This window comes from Variovorax sp. PCZ-1 (genome assembly GCF_018413605.1).
GTDB lineage: Bacteria > Pseudomonadota > Gammaproteobacteria > Burkholderiales > Burkholderiaceae_C > JANMDU01.
The window spans coordinates 126,494-143,099 of record NZ_JAHCDN010000003.1 but is presented as its reverse complement, the minus strand read 5'-3'; the positions used below and the strand labels follow the sequence as shown (position 1 = coordinate 143,099).

Below are 16,606 nucleotides of genomic sequence, written 5' to 3'. Positions count from 1 at the left end.
AGTGTTGAATAAAAGTGGAGAGAAGCAGTCGCTAGAGTTGCGCCTGCTGGCCGCAAGGAATGCGGCCGATAGACAGCGCAATCAAATGGCTTGGACAGGTGCGCGGCGGCTGCGGCCTTCGCTGATCGCGCGCTTGCGCTGCCATGCGCGCAGCAAGGTTTGCTGGGCGCGCTGCACGGCTTGCTCCAGCGCGGTGCGCCAGTCTGCGGCCATAGCGGTGATCACAAGTTTGCCGGTGGCCTTGGTTTTGAGCTCCACGCGGCATTGCTTGTCTACGCCACCTTGCGGGCCGTTCACATCATCAAGCTTCACGGTCGCTTGCGGCACGAGCCAGAGTAGGCGGCGCATGACGAACTTGAGCCTTTGCTGTGCGGTATCGCGCAGATGCATGCCTTCAGGGTCATTGGATTGGAAGATGATGCGCATGATGAATTCCTCAGAAAAAAATAGGGGAAGCCGCACTTTAGGCGAACAAGAATTTCCGAAAAAGCAGAGAATTCGAGAGATTAATTTCGGAAAAAGCTGAATATCATGAGCCAAACCTTCAATTACAAGCACCTGTATTACTTCTGGGTGGTGGCGCAATCGGGCGGTATGTCTCGTGGCGCGGAGCGCTTGGGCATGGCGGTGCAGACGGTGAGTGCGCAGGTCAGGCAGCTAGAGCAGAGCTTAGGCGTGGCTTTGCTCAAGCCCTCTGGCCGCCATGTGGTGTTGACCGAAGCGGGGCAAGCGGCGCTGCGCCAAGCGGAGCAGATTTTTCAACTGGGGGCGCAGTTGCCAGAGTTGGTGAAGGCGGCGAATTTGCCGCAAAAGAGGCTGTCGATTGGCTTATCGGATGGCTTGCCCAAGATGGCGGCCAAACGCTTGATGCAGCCTTTGCTGGGGGTAGACAACATCCGCTTGGTTTGCATGGAGGGCGAGATTGATGATTTGCTGGCTGATCTTGCCCTGCATCGGCTGGACTTGGTGCTGGCGGATCGCCCTGCGCCGCAGAATCAAAATTTCAAGCTTTACACACATGCCTTGGGTAGCTCGGCCTTGCTTTGGTATGCGCCACCGGCTTTGCTGGCTGCAGCCAAAGAAGGCTTTCCGCAATCTTTGGCCCGTGTGCCTGTGCTCTTGCCCAGCCACCACAACGCTGCACGAGTGCGACTGGATACCTGGTTTGATCGCATCGGTGTGCGGCCCAATATTGTGGGCGAGTTTGAGGACAGCGCTTTGCTCAAAACCTTTGGCGCGGCAGGCATGGGTGTGTTTCCCGCAACAGCGATGGTGGAGCCGGAGCTAGCGGCGCAGTTTTCCGTCTCGCGCGTGGGTGGCTGCGAATGGCTCGGTGCAAGTGTCGAAGAGCAATTCTTCGGTATTGCTGCGCAGAAAAAGATCGAGCATCCGCTGGTGCTGCAACTGCTGCAAACGCGGCAGCTGTGAATGAGAAAAGGCGCAAACATTTGCGCCTTTTTCACAGTGCGCGCAATGTTTACTTGATCAGGCCTTCTGCCTTCATCGCCTGCTGCACGGCTGGGCGAGCGGCCACGCGCTCGCGCAATGCGAGGACGTTGGTGAAGGGTGAAAGATCGAGCTTGACGAAGGCCGCCCAGTTGGTGACGTTGAAGAGGTAGCCATCGGCCACGGTGAATTGATCGCCCATCAAATATTGCTTGCCAGCGAGCTCGCCATCGATCCACTTGAGGCGGCCGGTGATGCTGTCCTTGGCCATTTGCTGCGCCTCTGGTGGCATGCCGGGTTTGAAGAGTGGCGCAAAGTTTTTGTGGATTTCGGTGGAGATGAAATGCAGCAGGCTTTGCAGCTTGTAGCGATCGAGTGTGCCGTTGGCGGGCGCGAGCTTTTTCTCGGGCGCTTGGTCGGCAATGTATTGCACGATGGCTGCGCCTTCTGTGAGGCGAGTGCCATCGTCAAGCTCGAGCACGGGGACATAGCCCAGCGGGTTGATGCTGTAGAAATCTGTGCCGTCGGCGAGCTTGTGCGTTTTGGTGCTGGCGAGCACGGCATCGAACTTCAAGCCAGCCTCGTAAAGCGCGATATGGGGAGAGAGGGAGCAGGCGGCGGGGGAGTAGTAGAGTTTCATGCTGATCTCAAGAGTTGGAAAAACCTGCATCGTAGCGGGTATGGATAGGCTTTGCTGGCGCGGCACAATGGCGGTATGGCACGCGTTTTTAAACTCTTCTTGAGCGCCTTGCTGGCTCTCGCCCTGCTCTTTGCTGCAGCGGCCGGCGCGCTGGCTTGGTGGCTGTCTGGCGACGGGCCGCGCCTGCGGCTGCAGGCGCTGGCCACGGAGCAACTGGGCGTGTCTGTGAGCCTAGGCGCGATGTCACTTTCGGTCTTGCCTTGGCCTTCGGTGGCTGTGAGCGATGTGAAGATTGCGACGCAAGCGCCGCTGTCCGCGCAGCGTGTGGCCTTGCGCCCCGCATGGCGCAAACTCTTGGGGCTGGGCGGCGCAGCGCGCGAAGTGGAGCTGGAATCGCTGAGTTTGGAGGGCCTGAACCTGCCGCAACGGGGCTTGGATCAGCTTTCTAAATCGCTATTAAAAACAGAGCGCTCTGCGCAGAATACACGCCGCCAATCGGCCAAAAGCACTCAAAAAACTGAGGATGGCAAGGAAGAAACTGCAGCCGTGATCGTTGGCCTCTTGGCGATTCCGAAGCACACGCAGCTGGAAAACGTGGTCTGGCAATCTGCGGCGGGCGAAGCACTGTCGTTGTCTGGCGAGCTGAGCCTGAATGCCGCGCGCGAACAAATGGATGTTGACCTGCGCTTGGCGGGCGGTTCTGTGCGCGGTGTGATGCGGCTCGTTTCCCAGGGCGGTAAATCGGGCTGGCAACTGCGGGGCGAGTTGGTGACCCGTGGGGTGGATTTGGCTCAACTGCCCGGCGCGCGCCAGCGCATGGCTGGGCGCTTGAGCGGTACAACAACGATCGATGCAAGGGCTGCAAAGCTGACAGACATTGACGGCGCGCTTCAAACCAGCACGCCGTTTAACGTGAGCGGCGCGGTCATCAAGGGCATGGATTTGGCCAAAGCGGTGCGCACGCTGGGCTTGTCTCGCGGCGGCGAAACCGCGCTGCAGCAACTCAGCGGCACGCTCTCTACGCGTGGGTCAGGTGCACCGATGCAAATCACTTTGTCGGATTTGCAGGCCAGCTCCAGTTTGCTCAAAGCCAGTGGCGCAGTGAGCGTGGGTGCAGCGGCCAGCCCCGGCGCGCCGCGTGCGCTGAATGGCAAGGTGAGTGTGGACTTGATGGCGGGCAGCAGCCAGGTCGGCCAAGCGGTGGGGCAGCTGGTGGGTATCCCGCTGGAGATCAGCGGCACGACGGCCGCGCCGGTCGTTGCGCCCACACGCGGTGCAATGATCGGCGGTGCGCTTGGCTCGGTGATGGCGCCCGTGATCGGCACAGGGGCTGGCGCGAAGATGGGGGATAAAGTGGGCGAGAAGCTCTCTGACCTGAAAGAGAAACTGTTTGGCAAATGATTTTTATGGCAAATCAGCAGTTTGCCGGCATGGAATCTGCGCGGACAGCTATCAAATTAGTAGCAATTAAGGTGTGTGCTTTTCTCGAACCAGCTTGGCAGGATCGTAGCCCTGCTCTTTCAAGCGCGCTTCAATCGCAGACCAATCGGTTGCGCTGAGTTGGGTCTCGCGTGCCAAAACCCAAAGGAATTCACGGCTGGGCTCGCCGACGACGGCGTAGCGGTAATTGGGCTCGAGTTGGATCACCCAATAGTTGCCCCAGACAAAGGGCAGCCACGAGAGCCAGGCTGGAGCGAAGCGCACCTGCAATTGTGGCGGCGTGATTTGGCCATTGCTCACGCGTGCTGCACCCGCGGGCCGCGCCTGGCCCACGGCCTGCACTTCTTTGCCATCGGCTGAGCGACATTGGTTGGTGACGCTGACCGTGCCACCCTCTTCCACAGCATACGTTGCACGCGTATTGCTTGCGCACATTTTCTGGAAGCGATTGGGATACAGGGCGACTTGATGCCACACGCCTTGGTAACGGGCGAGCTCGATGCTCGGCACGGTGGTGAGCACAGCGGTAGGCGGGGTGCTTTGTGCGAACGCGCTTGCGGCAACCAAGCCAACGGCTAGGCGCAAAGCATTGCGAAAAATAGAGGTCATTTGAGTTTCATCCAAACAATGCAGCGCTCGGCGTCGAGCCCGGGTACTTTGAGTTGTTCCACGTGAAACACGTCCACGTCGGTCGGAAGAGCGGCAATCTCATCATCGGGCAGCTTGCCTTTGAGTGCCATCCAAATGCCCCCCTTTTTCAGATGCATTCGGGTAAGCTGCACGAAATCCAGCAAGGAGGCAAAGGCACGGCTGGTGATCACATCAAACGGCGCGGCTTGCATATCTTCGACGCGGGCATGCACGCCGCGCAGGTTTTTCAAGCCCAGCTCGTTAGCCGCCTGCTGCACGAAGGCGGCTTTTTTGCCGACGGTATCCACGCAGGTGACATCTAAGCCCTCGATCACCGTGGCTAAAACCACGCCGGGCAAGCCGCCGCCGGAGCCGACATCGATCAGGCGGCAATTTGCCAAACCCGCTTGCGAGAGGTGTTTTTGCAGAGGAGGCGCTGCTGCCAGCGAATCAATGATGTGGTGCGAGAGCATCTGCGAGGGATCGCGCAGGGAGGTCAGGTTGTAAACCTTGTTCCACTTGGCGATCATGTCGCGGTAAGCGAGCAGCAGCTGGGCTTGGGGCGAAGACAGGGGCAGGCCAAGCTGCTGGGCGGCGGTTTCTAAGGTGATGAGATCGGGTTTCAAGCGGGCAATTGTAGGCGGCGTTTCACGTGAAACCTAGAGCTCAAGATGTGGTCATCGGCAATTCGCAGCCACATCTTGCTCCACAACTCTGAGGGCTGCGCGATCTGCTTCACTTAGGCTGGGCAGGCGCGCGCGGCGCTCATCCAACACTCTTTGCTTGGCGGCGCATTCGCTCTTTTGCTGGGCGACTTTTTCTTGCTCGCGCCGCCTGCGCTCATCCGCTTCGGCTTTTTCCCGGTCTTTGGCGCTGAGCTTCCCCAGAGCATCGCTGACGGCAAACTGGCAAGTTTCCCAAGCTTTGGAGATGGGGTTGCCCTCTTTCATGAGCTCATCCATGCCGCCTCTTTCCCGTGCTTTGGCTTCAAAGGCTTGGCGAGCACGGCGGCATTCAGGTGAGAGCAAGGCCTCGTATTCCGCTAGGCGCTTGTCCATTGCGCCGCGTGTTTGAGGATCCGCTTTTGCGGGTGGGCTGGCTGCTCCGCTGGCTGGTTTGACAGAGATTTCCCCGCCTTGCCCATGGGCGCAAGCTGTGTCGCTGATCGTGATTTGGCCTCCTGCGCCCGCGCAGCGATAGATTTTTTGGGCAGAAGCTGCTGGGCTGGCCAAGCACAACCAGGCGGTGATCATCAGGCAGGCTGTGGGCGCGAAGATGTGTTTCACGTGAAACTTTCTCATGGCTTGTCCTTGTTGTTCCAGCAATTACCCGGCTGGTTATTGATATGAACCCAATGGCGTAGCCCCGGATCGAGCTGTGCGCTGCGCTTGGCAGTTAAGCTCCAGCCGCCGCCATCATGATGCTCGGCCATGCGCCAGCCAGCGCCTAATTCTTTTTCGCAGCGGGCATTGGCTTGTGCTACCGATCCGATCACAAAGCCGGCCACAGGCTGAGTGCTGGCTAAGCTGCCGGCAGGCATGCCTTCGTTGCTGCCGGTTTGCTGGAAACACAGCACAGGTAGCGCCAATCTGCAGGAGCTATCGCCGGCGTAGGGGTTGCAACTCTCGGCATGGGGCTGCGTGATGGTGTCTCTCGGCTGGCCGTGGCAGCCCATCATCACGGCATCGGGCGGCAGTTTGTCGTCGGCTTGCATGCCCCATGTGAGGCCGAAAGCTTCTGGGTTATTGACTGCCGCGGTTGCGATTTGGGGTGTGCTGATATTGGCTGGGCCTTGGGCGATGGCCTTTTCTTTGGCGAGCTCAGCATGTGTTTGCTCGGACTTCTCGCTCAGCCACCACAAGGGGATCAAGAGCATGGCCAACAAAATCACCACAACGGCGATGCTGCGGGGTGTTAAAAAACCGAATTGTTTTGCTTTGCTGCGCATGTATCTTGCGCAAGTGCCACAGGGTTTAAGCCGCTTCGGCTTTTTGCCCTGCACCGTTCGCGCTGTTGTTGAAGCCTTTGAATTTAGCCTTCTTGAGGTAAATCAGCAAGAGCGAAATGCTGGCTGGGGTAATGCCGCTGATGCGAGAGGCTTGGCCGAGGGTTTCGGGCTGGTGTTTGGCCAGTTTGTGGCGGGCTTCAAAGGAAAGGCTTTGCACTTGGGTGTAATCGAGGCCGACCGGGAGACGCAGGTTTTCGTAATGCGCGGCGCGGGCGACTTCGTCTTTTTGGCGGTCGATGTAGCCGCTGTATTTGGCGGCGATCTCGACTTGCTCTACCACTGGCTCGCGAAGATCGCCGAGTGTTTCACGTGAAACAGTCTCCGAGGTCAAATCCTTGCCGTCTAGCTGGAGCGAAACCAAGCCTTCGTAGCCCACACCGGGGCGGCGCAGCAGCTCAAACAGGTTGTATTCACGCTCAATATTCTTGCCCAGCACACGCTCGGCCTCGGCTTGCGGCAGCTTGGAGGGCATCACCCAAGTGGTTTTCAGGCGCTCTGTTTCACGTGAAACAGCATCGCGTTTGCGGTTGAAAGCTTCCCAGCGGGCGTCGTCCACCAGGCCGAGTTGGCGGGCCACTTCGGTGAGGCGGGCATCGGCATTGTCTTCCCGCAGCTGGAGCCGGTATTCTGCGCGGCTGGTGAACATGCGGTAAGGCTCGGTCACGCCCTGAGTCGTGAGGTCATCGACCAATACGCCGAGATAGGCTTCGGCGCGGCCGGGCAGCCATGTTGAATCTGAATACGTTATCGAGCCGGAAGAAGACTTGGCTGCATCGCCAAAACCTTGCGCCCGCACCTTCAGCGCCGCATTGATTCCGGCAAACATGCCCTGAGCCGCTGCCTCTTCATAGCCCGTCGTGCCATTGATCTGCCCGGCGAAAAACAGGCCATCAATCGCCTTGGTCTCAAAGTTGCTGCGCAGCTCGCGTGGGTCAAAGTAGTCGTATTCAATCGCGTAGCCGGGCCGTAAGATGTGGGCGTTTTCCAAGCCCTTCATCGAGCGGATCATGGCGTATTGAATGTCAAACGGCAGGCTGGTGGAGATGCCGTTCGGATACACCTCGTGCGTCGTCAAGCCCTCGGGCTCGAGGAAGATTTGGTGCGAGTCTTTGTCGGCAAATCGGTTCACCTTGTCTTCCACGCTCGGGCAATAGCGCGGGCCCACGCCTTCGATCTTGCCGGTGAACATGGGGCTACGGTCAAAGCCGCTTCTGATGATCTCGTGCGTTTTCTCGTTGGTGTGCGTGATCCAGCAAGGCACTTGGCGCGGGTGCATCGAAGCCTTGCCCATGAAGCTGAAGACGGGCATGGGGCTACCGTCACCCATTCCATCGCCAGGCTGCTCGATGCACTTCGAGTAATCAATGCTGCGACCATCGATACGGGCGGGCGTGCCAGTTTTCAAGCGGCCTTGTGGGAGCTTGAGTTCTTTGAGTCTGGCGGAGAGAGAAACCGCTGGTGGATCACCTGCCCTGCCTGCTGCATAGTTGCTGAGGCCAACGTGAATCTTGCCATCCAAGAAAGTGCCAGCGGTAAGCACCACCGAGCGGCTGCGAAAACGGATGCCGACTTGGGTCACTGCACCCACCACTTTGTCGCCCTCAACCATCAAGTCATCCACCGCTTGTTGAAACAGCCACAAATTCGGTTGGTTCTCTAACATCTGGCGAATCGCCGCTTTGTACAAAACGCGGTCCGCTTGCGCGCGAGTCGCGCGCACGGCCGGCCCTTTCGAGCCATTCAAAATCCGAAACTGAATGCCGCCCTCATCGGTGGCCAGCGCCATTGCGCCGCCCATGGCATCCACCTCTTTCACAAGATGTCCTTTGCCAATCCCACCAATCGACGGATTGCAGCTCATCTGCCCGAGCGTCTCAATATTATGAGAAAGCAACAAAGTGGAGCAGCCCATGCGCGCGCTGGCCAGCGCGGCTTCCGTGCCGGCGTGGCCACCGCCAACGACGATGACATCAAAAATCTGAGGGTAGTCCATGGGTGCTTCTAACTGCTTGCTAACCCTGTATTGTCTCAAATTTACAGTGCGCTATCAATACAATAGCATTTTGCGCAGATTCTATAAGGGTAAACTGCCTAAAACGCTTGAAAAACGGCTTTGACGTGCTTGGAGGTGAGCATCATGCCTACGCCCTTGCACATGTTCTTCGCTTCGGTCAAACGCCCGACAGAGCACCCGGGGCGGATGGCTCCATGTCCTCCGGCGGCATCAAGGCTTGGTTTGTCTTCGGTGAGTTGATCTCGCCGCCTCCCCCTTTACTTACGCCATCCGCCCCGGGTGCTCTGTCGGGCTTGGTACAGATCGAGCATCTTGTTGCGGCCCCAAAACTTATGCCCGTCCGATGTGGCTTTGCGTCTGGCGTAAGTAAAGGGGGAGGCGGGGAAACACATCAACCGGAGAAGACGACGCCAATCCCCGCCGGAGGACATGGAGCCAGACGCAAAGCCACGTCGGACGGGCTGCCTCTAAGCGCTCGGAAAGTACATGGGCTCAAGCCTTGACTGCTACCGCTCTGGGCGGTAGCGAGTGCACCAAGATGCGCTTCATCACCGTCATGTATTGCTTGAACAAGCTGCCCGTGTTGTAGAACAGCCCATACTTCTTGCAAAGCGCTTGAATTTGCGGCGCGACTTCTGGGTAACGGTGCGCAGGCATATCGGGGAAGAGGTGGTGCTCAATTTGGTGGCTCAGATGCCCGGTCATGATGTGAAACAGTCGCCCGCCGGTGAGGTTGCTCGATCCCGAGAGCTGGCGCAGATACCAGTCACCTCGCGTTTCATTGCGTGTGTCTTCCTCGCGGTACATCGCCACGCCTTCGGTGAAGTGCCCGCAGAAGATCACCACATACGTCCATAAATTGCGGATCAAATTGGCGCAAAAGTTTCCGGCCAACACGCGCGGCGCACTCCACAGCGCCAGCGCGGGAAACAGCAGATAGTCTTTGAACCACACCTTGCCCAGCTTGGTGGTAAAGCGCTTGAGGCGCGCGCGAAACTCTTCCTTGGGCATCGCGCCGTGGGTGTATTTGCCAATCTCCAAATCGTGTGAGCCCACGCCATATTGAAAGCCGAGCGCCAGCAGCGCATTGGCCAGCGGTTGCAGCAAGTGCCGGGGTTTCCAGCGCTGAGCATCGGTGAGGCGCAGCAATGAGTAGCCCAGATCGCGGTCTTTGCCCAAAATGTTGGTGTAGGTGTGGTGCATCACATTGTGCGAATGCCGCCATTGCTCGCCGTCGCAGGCAATGTCCCATTCAAACTTTTGCGAATTGAGCGCGGGGTCGCCCGTCCAGTCGTATTGGCCATGCATCACGTTGTGGCCAATTTCCATGTTGTCGAGAATTTTCGCGTTGGCCAAAGCCATCACGCCGGCCACCCAGCTGAGCGGCCCCAGGCCGAAATGCAGCAAAGCGCGGCCTCCAATTTCACTGGCGCGGCTGATGCGGATCATGCGGCGAATGTGATCCACATCGGCTTGGCCGAGATCGTTCATCACACTGGCGCGGATCGCATCGACCTCGCGTTCAAATTCATCCACTTGGGCGCGGCTTAGAGAGGTGGGTTTGGCAAAGCTCATGGGTGCTCCTGTGAGAAAAGGGTTAAAGATCAAGCGTCACATCAGAGCGCGCAGCGCTGATGCACAGGCGAATCAGTGTGTTGGGTGCATCACATAGCTCGCCCGTTTGCAGGTTTTGCACCGTGCCGCTGGTCTTGGTGCATTGGCAGCTGCGGCAAATGCCGATGCGGCAACCATGCTTGGGCGAAAGGCCATGCTGCTCGGCTTGCATCAGCAAAGCGGCGCTGCCTTGCGTGGTGAACTGCTTGCCGCTGGCTTGAAACGTGATGGACACAGGCTCGCCCAGCGCTTGAGCAGGCAGCACGGGCGCGGCTGCAAAGCGTTCGCTCAGCAAGGGCTGCTTGATGCCGGAAGCCAGCCAATACCGATGCATCTCGTCCATCCAAGCGCTGGGGCCACACATCCAGGTGTTGCGCTCAGCCAGATCCGGCACGGCTTGGCTGAGCAGTGCGGGGCTCAAGCGCCCTGCTGTGGCAGTGAAGTGCTCCACGATGCGCTGCGCGGGGCTATCCGCTTGCAACTTAGCCAAAGCCGCTGCGAAGATCTGATGCTCCGGGCTGCGACAAGCGTGCACAAACATCACATCGCCCGCATAGCCCCGCGCGCTCAAATCTCGCAGCATCGCCATCACGGGCGTGATGCCACTGCCCGCACTCAGCAGCAGTATTTTGGAAGGCAACTGAGCAGGCAACACAAACTCACCCATGGCTTGGCTGATCGTCAGCACATCGCCCACGCGAAGCGTCTCATGCAGATGGTTGGAAACCACCCCGCCCGGCTGGCGCTGCACCGTGATGGCCAGGCGCCGCGCACCGGGGCTAGAAGACAGGCTGTACATGCGCGAGACGCGGCGGCCATCAATTTCCACCTGCACGCTCACAAATTGCCCGGCCAAAGCACCTTGCCACAAAGCATTCGGTTGCAGCACAAAAGTCTTGGCGCTGTTGGTTTCGTTGATCACTTTCAACACCCGCGCGCGCACCTCGGTGAGCGAGAGCATCGGGTGCAAGCCGCGCAGCGTGTCTTCTACGGCGCCTTGGCTCACGATTGACTCCACCCAAGGCCTCTGGAGCAGCCGTGTCACGGGCGCGTTGACCTTGTGAGCGAGTCGACTCAGTGGGCGCAAGGGTCTTGGGGCGGTCTGGACAGTCATGGGCGGGCTCCGGGCTGGGCTTCAGGCAAATGCCTGTTTGCTAGATTCGTATTGTGTACGAACGTACACAAAAAGTAAAGCCAACTCAATTCATTTAGGGATCAAAGCCAAATTACCAATGAAAAACAAGAGAATTTGCCAAATTCAAGCCGAAAAGATAGAATACGAACGTACACAAAACAAGACGCCATGAAGAAAACCCGCCCCGCCGAAGAGCAAAGCCCCAAAGAAGAATTGAGTCGCAGTGCGCGCAAAGACCTCACGCGCGCAGGCTTGACGCAGGCCGCGCTCCAGCTCATGGGCGAAGGCCGCAGTTTCACGAGCTTAGGCATTCGTGAAATTGCTCGCGAGGCCGGCATGGTGCCCAACGCTTTTTACCGACACTTTCGCAACACCGATGAGCTCGGCCTCGCGCTGGTGGAAGAAGTGGGCATCACCCTGCGCCGGCTTCTTCGCGAGGCGCGGCAAGGCGGCGTGGCGCCGGGCGATATCGTGCGCCGCTCGGTGCAGGTGTATCACCAGTATGTGCTGCAAAACCGCTTGTTGTTTCTTTTCATCTCCAGTGAGCGCTCGGGCGGCAGCCGCATTCTGCGCCTGGCGATTCGCAACGATGTGACCCACTTCACCAACGAGATGGCACAAGATTTCCGGCATCTGGGCCTCTACAAAGACCTCTCCACCCGCAGTCTGCAAATGATCTGCGGTTTGATCGTCACCACCATGCTCGCAGTAGCGCCTGAGATTCTGGATTTGCCTCCCAATCAGCCCTTGCTAGAGGCTGAAATGACCGAAAACTTTGTGCAGCAACTCCAAGTGGTGCTGCTGGGGGCGACGCTGTGGAAAGAGAAAGTGCGTGCCATTGATTGAAAGCCCCATCAGCAAAATAAATGCCATATCAGCAGTTTGCCGGCGTAGAATCTGCGCAAAGTGCTATTAAAAAATAGCACTGTTATTGACCGAGTCCGTGGGATGACAACACAGCTTTTGCAGTATTCGTCTGCAAAAAAGCGTAGAAGCGTTGCGCTGAAACTGGCGCTTTAGCGTGTAAAGCCATGCGTTGAATGATCGGCGGATGAAGCGCTGCATCCACCACGCCATGGCGCGTGCGCTGCGCAACTTCTGGCGCTACCGCCAAAGACAAAGCCACCACGCCCACCTGCGCAGCTCCCGTGCTCACAAACTGTGTGGCTTGGCTCACATTTTCTCCAAGCACCAAACGGCTTTGTACGGCTGGCCACACCCCAGTGTTTTGCAAAGCTGACCGAGCCGCGCGGCCATACGGTGCGTGATCGGGGTTAGCAATCGAGAGCTTGCCCGATTCGCCCAAAGCCGCAGTCAGCCCTTTCAGGTCTGGAGATAACGCAGCACGGGAATCTTTAGGCACGATCCAAGCCAGTCGCCCCGTGCCATACACCACGCCTTCATCGCGCGCCCAGCCGCCCTTGGCCAAGCGAAACACCAGTGCCTCATCCGCAGATAAAAACACATCCATCGGCAAGCCCTGCTCAAGCTGCCGCGCCAGATTGCCTGAAGAGCCGAAAGTGATGGCCAGTTTCAGGCCGGTTTGCTTTTCAAACTGTGCGCCCAGCTCGGCCAAGGCGAATTTCAAATCGCTTGCTGCTGCCACGCGGATGGGCGCGGCCTGAGCGGAGCCTTGAGCCCAAGCTTGAGAGCCGGCAATAAGCGCGACGCCACCCGCTAGCAAAGCTGGCAAAAAGCTTCTTCTATGAAGCATAAAGTCATGCATGGATTGCATAGATTTCGCTGTAACTGACAAGTAACTCGGGGGTGGAGTTTTAAAATTGAGGGCTTCGGGAATGCAGGAAGCTGTTTTTGCAAGGGCTGGATGGGATTGTGCAGGATGCGTCAAACCCTTGCAAAAACAGATTTTTAACTTAGAGGACATCCGATGAACGCTCCCATGATGCAGGGTCTCGAATTAGGGACACCGAGCTATGTGAAAAACGCCAAGCTGATTGCTTGGGTGGCCGATATGGTCGCCCTGTGCAAGCCCGCCGCCATCCACTGGTGCGATGGCAGCAAGGAAGAATACGATGCGCTCTGCCAGCAGCTCGTTGACGCAGGCACCTTCAAAAAGCTCAACCCGGCCAAGCGCCCCGGCTCCTTCCTCGCTTGGAGCGATCCATCCGATGTGGCTCGCGTGGAAGACCGCACCTACATCTGCTCCGAGAAAAAAGAAGACGCAGGCCCGACCAACAACTGGGCAGCGCCTGCGGAAATGCGCGCTACTTTGAACTCATTGTTCGACGGCTGCATGCGTGGCCGCACGATGTATGTTGTGCCTTTCTCGATGGGCCCACTTGGTTCCAACATTGCGCACATCGGCATTGAGTTGTCCGACTCTCCCTACGTGGCAGTCAACATGCGCATCATGACGCGCATGGGCAAGGCCGTGTACGACGTGATCGGCGTGAACGGAGATTTCGTGCCTTGCGTGCACACCGTGGGCGCGCCTTTGGCTGCTGGCGAAAAAGACGTGAGCTGGCCTTGCAACAAAACCAAATACATCGTTCACTACCCCGAGACCCGCGAAATCTGGAGCTATGGCTCGGGCTACGGCGGCAACGCCTTGCTCGGCAAAAAATGCTTCGCGTTGCGTATTGCATCCACCATGGGCCGCGATCAAGGCTGGCTCGCTGAGCACATGCTCATCCTCGGTGTGACGAATCCTCAAGGCAAGAAATACCACGTTGCTGCCGCCTTCCCATCAGCATGCGGCAAGACGAACTTTGCGATGCTGATTCCCCCAGCAGGCTTCGACGGCTGGAAAGTCACCACCATCGGCGACGACATCGCCTGGATCAAACCGCAAGCCGATGGCACATTGCGCGCGATCAACCCAGAAGCCGGCTACTTCGGTGTCGCCCCTGGCACAAACACTTTGACGAATCCTAACTGCATGGCCAGTTTGGACAAAGACGTGATCTACACCAACGTCGCACTCACCGATGATGGCGATGTGTGGTGGGAAGGCATGAGCGATGCCCCTGCTCACGCGATCGACTGGCAAGGCAAAGAGTGGACACCACAAATCGCCAAAGAAACGGGCGCAAAAGCCGCGCACCCTAATGCACGCTTTACCGTTGCCGCAACCAACAACCCAGCGCTCGATAGCGCATGGGACGACGCAGCAGGCGTAAAAATCGATGCCTTCCTCTTCGGTGGCCGTCGCTCGACAACCGTACCTTTGGTGACGGAAGCCCGCAACTGGACAGAAGGCGTTTACATGGCAGCGACCATGGGCAGCGAGACGACCGCCGCCGCATTTGGCCAACAAGGCGTCGTGCGCCGCGACCCGTTTGCCATGCTGCCCTTCATGGGCTACAACATGAGCGACTATTTCCAGCACTGGCTCAACCTCGGCAACAAGCTCACCGCCGCTGGAGCCAAGCAACCAAAGATCTTCACTACAAATTGGTTCCGCAAAGGCCAAGACGGCAAATTCATCTGGCCAGGCTACGGCGAGAACATGCGCGTCTTGAAGTGGATGATCGACCGCATCGAAGGTCAAGCAGCTGGTGTGGAACACGCTTTCGGCATCAGCCCCAACTACGAAGAACTGAACTGGACGGGTCTGAACTTCTCCAAAGAGCAGTTCACCAACGTCACCAGCATGGACAAAGCCGCTTGGGTGGCCGAGCTCAAGCTACATGAAGAGCTGTTCACGCAGTTGGCGTATCACTTGCCTGTTGAGCTCACTTCTGCAAAAGCGGCTTTGGAAAAACGCCTCGCTGCTTGATCCAAATCTGCTTCGATAAAAAACCGCCTCCAACCAGGCGGTTTTTTTACGATACTTGCAGCATGACAACCTACCTCATCCTCCCTGGCTGGCAAAACTCTGGCCCACAGCATTGGCAAAGCCTTTGGGAAACGCAACTCCCTGCGCAACGCGTGATGCAACACGATTGGATGCATCCCTTGCGTGGTGACTGGATCACCCGATTGGAAGATCATTTGCTATCAATAACTGAGCACCCTGCGCAGCAACTACGCCGGCAAAGTGCCGAAAATGCATTAAAAAATGATGCAAAAGACATTGTTTTCATCTCGCACAGCTTGGGTTGTCATCTCGTCGCGGCTTGGGCGGCATTGTCCAAACAAACGCATCGCATCAGGGGCGCATTGCTGGTTGCGCCGCCCGATGGCTTGCGCGAGCAGTTTCCGCAAGAGCTCAAAAGCTGGCGGCCACCCGTGTTGCAAAAGCTCCCCTTCCCCAGCATCTGCGTGATCTCTAGCAACGATCCGTTTTGTGATTTGCAGCCGGGCAAAGACATGGCGGCCGCTTGGGGCAGTGAGTTGATTGAGCTAGGCGATAAAGGCCACATCAATGCAGACAGTGGCCTTGGGGATTGGCCGCAAGGTTGCGCTTTGCTCAATCGGTTAGCCAGCTAAGCTCCGAACCTACAATCACAGCTTCGCGAAAAAGAATCCATCATGGTCACCAAAAAACCAAAAGGCCTCGGCATGGGGCTTGAAGCTCTGCTCGGCCCCAAAGTGCAAGACACGCCTGCCGCCAGCAGTCCCGCCAATCCCGGTCAGCCTGCCAGCCTCCGGCTCGACGATCTCGTGCCCGGCCAATATCAGCCGCGCACGCGCATGGACGAAGGCGCTTTGTATGAGCTCGCCGAGAGCATCAAAGCACAAGGCATCATGCAGCCGATTCTGGTGCGCTTGCTCTCAGAAGGCAAAAACAAAGGCAAATACGAAATCATTGCCGGCGAGCGCAGAAGCCGTGCGGCTCGCTTGGCCGGGCTCGACAGCGTGCCCGTGCTCGTGCGCGATGTGCCCAACGAAGCCGCTGCGGCGATGGCGCTGATTGAGAATATCCAGCGCGAAGACCTCAATCCCCTCGAAGAAGCTCAAGGCATACAACGGCTCATCAAAGAGTTTGGGCTCACTCACGAAACTGCGGCTCAAGCCGTAGGCCGCAGCCGCAGCGCAGCATCCAATCTGCTTCGATTGCTCAATTTGGCCGATCCTGTCCAAACCATGCTCATGGCAGGCGACCTTGACATGGGCCACGCCCGCGCCCTGCTCGCCCTGGATCGAGCCACGCAAATCACCGCCGCTGCGCAGATCGCCGCCAAGAAAATGTCGGTGCGCGAAGCTGAAAGCTTGGTGAAAAAGTTGGGTGCCGAATTCAATCTCACCCCCCAAAAACCCGGTAAAGAAAAATCCCGCGATATCAAGCGCGTAGAAGAAGAGCTGTCAGACCTGCTCACAGCGCAGGTGGAGGTCCGCGTCAAAAAACGCGTCAAACGCCACGGAAAATTTGAAGAGCAGGGCGAGTTAGCAATTCAATTTGGCTCTTTGGAGGAGCTGCAAGGCTTGATCGAAAAGCTGCAAAAGTGAATACCTAAGAATTATTTTTCTAAACCTGATGGGATAAATGTTATTTAGTTAACAAATATTAACTAATTTGTATTAAGCGCACAACAGAGCTACACACTGATTTCTAAATAGTTCCCGTAATACGTCGAAAGTATTCAAAACAACTTGCGTCGCATGTTGTTAGCGTGCAAGATCGCACGAATTGTATGAGTTATGTTGTTAACTTGTTACACGGCGCGATCTAACGGGAATATCATGAAGAAACTCGCTTCCAAGCCAATAAAAAGTTTCATGCGTTGGGGGGACGAGACCCTCTCTGCACTCACAGATCGGTTAGGCTGTCTAAAG

16 protein-coding genes are annotated in these 16,606 nt (G+C 57.6%); 6 read left to right on the top strand and 10 right to left on the bottom strand.

What is annotated here, in order from left to right:
- Positions 1 to 81: 81 nt before the first annotated feature.
- On the bottom strand, positions 82 to 426 hold the full coding sequence (locus KIH26_RS14000; protein ID WP_213446297.1) for an HPF/RaiA family ribosome-associated protein: 345 nt from the start codon (positions 424 to 426) through the stop codon (positions 82 to 84).
- Positions 427 to 531: 105 nt separating this feature from the next.
- On the opposite strand from KIH26_RS14000, the gene KIH26_RS13995 reads away from it, so the two are divergent.
- Complete coding sequence (locus tag KIH26_RS13995; RefSeq protein WP_213446295.1) at positions 532 to 1,428, top strand: LysR family transcriptional regulator; 897 nt, start codon at positions 532 to 534, stop codon at positions 1,426 to 1,428.
- 49 nt (positions 1,429 to 1,477) lie between these two features.
- Here the strand turns inward: KIH26_RS13995 and gstA are convergent, their stop codons facing one another.
- On the bottom strand, positions 1,478 to 2,086 hold the full coding sequence (gene gstA, locus KIH26_RS13990) for a glutathione transferase GstA (RefSeq protein WP_213446293.1): 609 nt from the start codon (positions 2,084 to 2,086) through the stop codon (positions 1,478 to 1,480).
- Between the two features lie 75 nt (positions 2,087 to 2,161).
- Here gstA and KIH26_RS13985 point away from each other — a divergent pair, with 75 nt between their 5' ends.
- A complete protein-coding gene (locus tag KIH26_RS13985; RefSeq protein WP_213446291.1) occupies positions 2,162 to 3,487 on the top strand; it encodes an AsmA family protein in 1,326 nt (441 codons plus the stop codon).
- A 66-nt stretch (positions 3,488 to 3,553) separates the two neighbouring features.
- On the opposite strand, the gene KIH26_RS13980 is transcribed toward KIH26_RS13985, so the two are convergent.
- From KIH26_RS13980 to KIH26_RS13950, 7 genes are all read right to left on the bottom strand, one after another.
- Positions 3,554 to 4,135 (bottom strand): lipocalin family protein, encoded by a 582-nt coding sequence (locus KIH26_RS13980; RefSeq protein WP_213446289.1) that lies wholly within the window; start codon positions 4,133 to 4,135, stop codon positions 3,554 to 3,556.
- Entirely contained in the window at positions 4,132 to 4,782 is a 651-nt protein-coding gene (rsmG, locus tag KIH26_RS13975) for a 16S rRNA (guanine(527)-N(7))-methyltransferase RsmG (RefSeq protein ID WP_249661311.1), read from the bottom strand. Before rsmG ends, KIH26_RS13980 begins: the two co-directional genes overlap by 4 nt.
- A 51-nt stretch (positions 4,783 to 4,833) precedes the next feature.
- Entirely contained in the window at positions 4,834 to 5,457 is a 624-nt protein-coding gene (locus tag KIH26_RS13970) for a DUF4124 domain-containing protein (protein ID WP_213446288.1), read from the bottom strand.
- A complete protein-coding gene (locus KIH26_RS13965) occupies positions 5,454 to 6,104 on the bottom strand; it encodes a hypothetical protein (RefSeq protein ID WP_213446287.1) in 651 nt (216 codons plus the stop codon). The genes KIH26_RS13970 and KIH26_RS13965 overlap by 4 nt, the downstream gene beginning before the upstream one ends.
- A 25-nt stretch (positions 6,105 to 6,129) precedes the next feature.
- Positions 6,130 to 8,157, bottom strand: a complete 2,028-nt coding sequence (gene mnmG, locus KIH26_RS13960; protein WP_213446285.1) for a tRNA uridine-5-carboxymethylaminomethyl(34) synthesis enzyme MnmG — start codon at positions 8,155 to 8,157, stop codon at positions 6,130 to 6,132.
- Between the two features lie 513 nt (positions 8,158 to 8,670).
- Positions 8,671 to 9,753 carry a fatty acid desaturase family protein gene (locus KIH26_RS13955; RefSeq protein ID WP_213446283.1) on the bottom strand — a complete coding sequence of 361 codons (1,083 nt, stop codon included), beginning with the start codon at positions 9,751 to 9,753 and terminating at the stop codon, positions 8,671 to 8,673.
- Positions 9,754 to 9,775: 22 nt separating this feature from the next.
- On the bottom strand, positions 9,776 to 10,906 hold the full coding sequence (locus KIH26_RS13950; RefSeq protein WP_213446281.1) for a ferredoxin reductase: 1,131 nt from the start codon (positions 10,904 to 10,906) through the stop codon (positions 9,776 to 9,778).
- Between the two features lie 189 nt (positions 10,907 to 11,095).
- On the opposite strand from KIH26_RS13950, the gene fabR reads away from it, so the two are divergent.
- Positions 11,096 to 11,773 (top strand): HTH-type transcriptional repressor FabR, encoded by a 678-nt coding sequence (gene fabR / locus KIH26_RS13945; RefSeq protein WP_213446279.1) that lies wholly within the window; start codon positions 11,096 to 11,098, stop codon positions 11,771 to 11,773.
- 82 nt (positions 11,774 to 11,855) lie between these two features.
- Here the strand turns inward: fabR and modA are convergent, their stop codons facing one another.
- Positions 11,856 to 12,620 (bottom strand): molybdate ABC transporter substrate-binding protein, encoded by a 765-nt coding sequence (gene modA, locus KIH26_RS13940; RefSeq protein WP_213446277.1) that lies wholly within the window; start codon positions 12,618 to 12,620, stop codon positions 11,856 to 11,858.
- Between the two features lie 195 nt (positions 12,621 to 12,815).
- Between modA and KIH26_RS13935 the strand changes: the two genes are divergently transcribed.
- The 3 genes from KIH26_RS13935 (at position 12,816) to KIH26_RS13925 (ending at position 16,279) form a co-directional block, all read left to right on the top strand.
- Positions 12,816 to 14,666 (top strand): phosphoenolpyruvate carboxykinase (GTP), encoded by a 1,851-nt coding sequence (locus KIH26_RS13935; protein ID WP_213446275.1) that lies wholly within the window; start codon positions 12,816 to 12,818, stop codon positions 14,664 to 14,666.
- A 62-nt stretch (positions 14,667 to 14,728) separates the two neighbouring features.
- Positions 14,729 to 15,319, top strand: coding sequence for an RBBP9/YdeN family alpha/beta hydrolase (locus KIH26_RS13930; protein ID WP_213446274.1), 591 nt, complete (start codon positions 14,729 to 14,731; stop codon positions 15,317 to 15,319).
- A 42-nt stretch (positions 15,320 to 15,361) separates the two neighbouring features.
- Positions 15,362 to 16,279, top strand: a complete 918-nt coding sequence (locus tag KIH26_RS13925) for a ParB/RepB/Spo0J family partition protein (protein WP_213446272.1) — start codon at positions 15,362 to 15,364, stop codon at positions 16,277 to 16,279.
- The last annotated feature ends 327 nt before the right edge of the window (positions 16,280 to 16,606 follow it).

Bases quoted from the DNA above. Each gene is read 5' to 3' on its own strand.
- KIH26_RS14000 (WP_213446297.1), bottom strand. From the start codon at position 426: ATGCGCATCATCTTCCAATCCAATGACCCTGAAGGCATGCATCTGCGC.
- KIH26_RS13995 (WP_213446295.1), top strand. From the start codon at position 532: ATGAGCCAAACCTTCAATTACAAGCACCTGTATTACTTCTGGGTGGTG.
- gstA (WP_213446293.1), bottom strand. From the start codon at position 2,086: ATGAAACTCTACTACTCCCCCGCCGCCTGCTCCCTCTCTCCCCATATC.
- KIH26_RS13985 (WP_213446291.1), top strand. From the start codon at position 2,162: ATGGCACGCGTTTTTAAACTCTTCTTGAGCGCCTTGCTGGCTCTCGCC.
- KIH26_RS13980 (WP_213446289.1), bottom strand. From the start codon at position 4,135: ATGACCTCTATTTTTCGCAATGCTTTGCGCCTAGCCGTTGGCTTGGTT.
- KIH26_RS13970 (WP_213446288.1), bottom strand. From the start codon at position 5,457: ATGAGAAAGTTTCACGTGAAACACATCTTCGCGCCCACAGCCTGCCTG.
- KIH26_RS13965 (WP_213446287.1), bottom strand. From the start codon at position 6,104: ATGCGCAGCAAAGCAAAACAATTCGGTTTTTTAACACCCCGCAGCATC.
- mnmG (WP_213446285.1), bottom strand. From the start codon at position 8,157: ATGGACTACCCTCAGATTTTTGATGTCATCGTCGTTGGCGGTGGCCAC.
- KIH26_RS13955 (WP_213446283.1), bottom strand. From the start codon at position 9,753: ATGAGCTTTGCCAAACCCACCTCTCTAAGCCGCGCCCAAGTGGATGAA.
- KIH26_RS13950 (WP_213446281.1), bottom strand. From the start codon at position 10,906: ATGACTGTCCAGACCGCCCCAAGACCCTTGCGCCCACTGAGTCGACTC.
- fabR (WP_213446279.1), top strand. From the start codon at position 11,096: ATGAAGAAAACCCGCCCCGCCGAAGAGCAAAGCCCCAAAGAAGAATTG.
- KIH26_RS13935 (WP_213446275.1), top strand. From the start codon at position 12,816: ATGAACGCTCCCATGATGCAGGGTCTCGAATTAGGGACACCGAGCTAT.
- KIH26_RS13930 (WP_213446274.1), top strand. From the start codon at position 14,729: ATGACAACCTACCTCATCCTCCCTGGCTGGCAAAACTCTGGCCCACAG.
- KIH26_RS13925 (WP_213446272.1), top strand. From the start codon at position 15,362: ATGGTCACCAAAAAACCAAAAGGCCTCGGCATGGGGCTTGAAGCTCTG.